The sequence below is a fragment of the Brevundimonas sp. genome (assembly GCF_036405315.1).
Taxonomy (GTDB): domain Bacteria; phylum Pseudomonadota; class Alphaproteobacteria; order Caulobacterales; family Caulobacteraceae; genus Brevundimonas.
Genome location: NZ_DASWXW010000046.1, coordinates 1 through 3,295, shown reverse-complemented (window position 1 = coordinate 3,295; position 3,295 = coordinate 1). Strand labels below are relative to the sequence as shown.

Below are 3,295 nucleotides of genomic sequence, written 5' to 3'. Positions count from 1 at the left end.
AACGCGGTAAGGTTCATGGCCAGGCAGACAAGCCAGGAGGTTGAGCGCATCGCTTGCCTCTGGGCGGCGAAGCTTGACGACGGACCCCTGTCCCCGGCGGATCAGGCGGAATTGGACGCCTGGCTGGAGGGCGACGAGCGGCGTCTGGGGGCCTTTGCGCGGGCGCGGGCCGTGGCCGTGCACAGCCGCCGGGCGGCCGCGCTGGCGGGCGGGGCCACTCCGTTCACGCGTCCGATGCCCAAGCCGGTTATCAGCCGACGCGGTCTGATCGCGGCCTCGGTTTCTGTGGTCGCGGTCGGCGGCGCGGGCGCGCTGGCGGCCTTGCGCACCCGGGCGCAGCCGTTCGAGACCCGCATGGGCGAGACCCGGGTCGTGCCGCTGGACGACGGTTCGGTGATGACGCTGAACACCCTGTCCGAGGGCGATGTCCGCTACAGCCGCAGGACGCGCGAAATCGTGCTGACCACGGGCGAGGCCCTGTTCAACGTGGTCGCCGACGCCAGCCGCCCCTTCGTGGTGCGCTCGGGCGAGGCGGCGGTGATCGCCAACGGGGCCAGCTTCCTGGTGCGACGGCTCGGCAAGGCGCCGCTCCAGGTCGTCTCCTTCGGCGGCGAGGTCGAGCTGAACGGCTCGCACGGCCAGGGGCTGGAGCTGGCGGCCAACACCCGCGCCTTCCTGTCCGACGGCGCGCCGCCGGTCCATGTCGGCGAGATCGACGCCGACCGCGAACTGGCCTGGCGGCACGGCCGCATCCAGCTGGAAGACGAGACCCTGATGCGGGCCGCGCGGGAGTTCGCGCGCTACAATCCCACCCGGATCGTGCCCGCTGATCCCCTGGTGGCGGGCATGAAGATCACCGGCCTGTTCGTGGCCAACGACCCCGTCAGCTTCGCCCGCGCCGCGGCCGGAAGTCTGGATCTGGACGTGGCCGTGAACGCCGAGGAAATCAGGCTGAGCCGTCGTCTGGTCTAATTTCAGACCACGAATTGCTTTTTTTCGGAGGATTCCGGCGCGCCCCGCGTCTTGGAGGTGATCCGTCGCACGGCGGACGTCCAAAAAAGAATCAAGGGTCGGGGTAATGAGAGCGTCTTGGAAGCAGGGCCTGGCGGCGAGCGCCGCGGGATTGGCGCTGTTGTGTGCAGTGAATGGGGCTCAGGCGCAGGATCGGACGTTCAACGTTCCGGCCCAGCCGATCAGCCAGGCGATTACGGAACTGGCCCGTCAGGCCGGCGTGCAGATCTCGGCGCCGACGGCGCATCTGTCGGGCGTTCGCGCCCGCGCGGTGACCGGCGTCATGGACGTCGAGGCGGCGGTGAACCTTCTGATCCAGGACACGGATCTGGAGATCGTCAGCCGGGAGGGAAGCACCTTCGTTTTGCGCCAGCGCCCAAAGGCGGCGGACGCGACCCAGGTGGACGAGGTCGTGGTGGTCGGCAGCCGCATCAAGGGCACGCGCATCAATGAAGCCTTGCCGGTCACGGTTCTGGGCGCGCAGGACATCGACGCGGCGGGCGCCGTGGACGGCGACGACCTGTTCCGGTCCATCTCCCAGGCGGGCGACGTCAACTTCAATGACGCCGACACCGACAACGGCGGCATCAACAACGCGCGCGGCGACGTGGCCTCGATCGACCTGCGCGGTCTGGGGACGGGCAACACCCTGACCCTGCTGAACGGCCGCCGTCTGGTGAACCACCCCGGCACCCAGGTCGAGAACTACGTCCCCGTCACCACGGTCAACACCAACGCCATTCCGGTCATGGGCGTGCAGCGGGTCGAGGTCCTGGCCGACGGCGCGGCCGCCCTGTTCGGCACCGACGCCGTGGCCGGCGTGGTCAACACGGTTCTGAAGAGCAACTTCACCGGCTTCAGCACCCAGGCCGGCATGGGCCGCGACGAAGGCGGCATGGAGGAGTATTCCTTCAGCTTCCAGGCGGGCAGGGACTTCAACGACGGTCGCACCAACATCTCGGTCATGGGCGACTACCTGACCCGCGACGCCCTGTTCATCTGGGAGCGGCCCTACGCCTCGGTCGAAGGTCGCGCCGCCCGGTTCGGCGATCGCGCCACGGGGCTGGACTACGTCACCTACAGCTCCATCACGGCCTGGGCCGAGGGCCTGCGCCTGAACCCGACCACCTATCAGCTGGACAAGACCGCCGCCTCGGTCAACGGCAAGCGGCTGACCAGCACGGCCGGCGCCTTCCATGTTCAGCCGGGAACCAATCCGGGCTGCATCACCGACGGATTCCGCGCGGGCACCTGTTTCGACGACGGCGTCCTGTCGCTCAGCGGCGCCAATGAAGACGCCAACCTGCGCTACGACCTGGACACCATGCGGACGATCAGCTCGGCGGTCGACCGCGCCAACCTCTTCACCTTCATCAACCACGAGTTCGACAACGGCGTCGAGGCCTTCGGCGAGATCGGCTACTACTGGGCCAACACCTGGTCGCAGCGTCAGCAGGACACGCCGCTGGGCTATCAACGCGTGCTGATGTCGCCGACGGCCTACTGGAACCCGCTGGGCGCCGCGGGCGTCACCGCACGTCTGCCGGGCCTGACCTCGGTGCCGCTGACGGGGGCGGCGGTCGAGCTGCAGGACTTCCGCTTCGCCGACCTGGGCTTCCGCAACGTCGATGTCGAGAACACCTCGACCCGCCTGGTCGGCGGTTTGCGCGGCCAATGGCGCGGCTTCGACTGGGAAACCGGCCTGCTCTACTCCCAGGCCACCACCGAGGACGTGATGGACGCTGTCAGCATGACCAAGCTGCAGGCCGCCATCAACCGCACCACGCCGGACGCCTACAACCCCTTCGCCGGCGGCGACCTGAGCAGCCCCAAGGACGGCGACTTCACCGCCAACAGCCGTGAAACGGTCGAAAGCGTCATGGTCAAGGCCAGCCGCACGGCCGAAACCGAGCTGATGCAGTGGGACCTGCACGTCTCGAAGGCCGACCTGTTCCAGCTGCCGGCCGGCGATGTCGGCCTGGCCGCCGGCGTGGAAGCGCGCCGGGAGACCTTCAAGGAGACGCGGGACGACCGCCTGAACGGCACGATCAACTTCACCGACCTGACCGGTGAAACCTTCCAGAGCGACATCATGGGCGTGACGTTCACGCCCGACAGCTCGGGCGCGCGCAACGTCTATTCGGCCTTCGCCGAACTGGCCGTGCCGGTCGTCTCGCCCGAGATGGAGGTTCCCTTTGTCAAGTCGATCGACATGCAACTGGCCGGACGGGTGGAGCACTATTCCCTGTTCGGGTCGGTCGCGGCGCCCAAGGTCGCCCTGGCC

Annotated in this window: 2 protein-coding genes; both read left to right on the top strand. The window is 68.4% G+C overall.

From position 1 onward, the window contains the following. Positions 1-972, top strand: a 972-nt coding sequence (locus tag VGE49_RS02990; RefSeq protein ID WP_331033099.1) for a FecR family protein, incomplete at its 5' end; no start/stop codon positions are given. 106 nt (positions 973-1,078) lie between these two features. Further along, positions 1,079-3,295: TonB-dependent receptor plug domain-containing protein (locus tag VGE49_RS02985; protein WP_331033098.1), on the top strand; the 2,217-nt coding region annotated here is incomplete at its 3' end.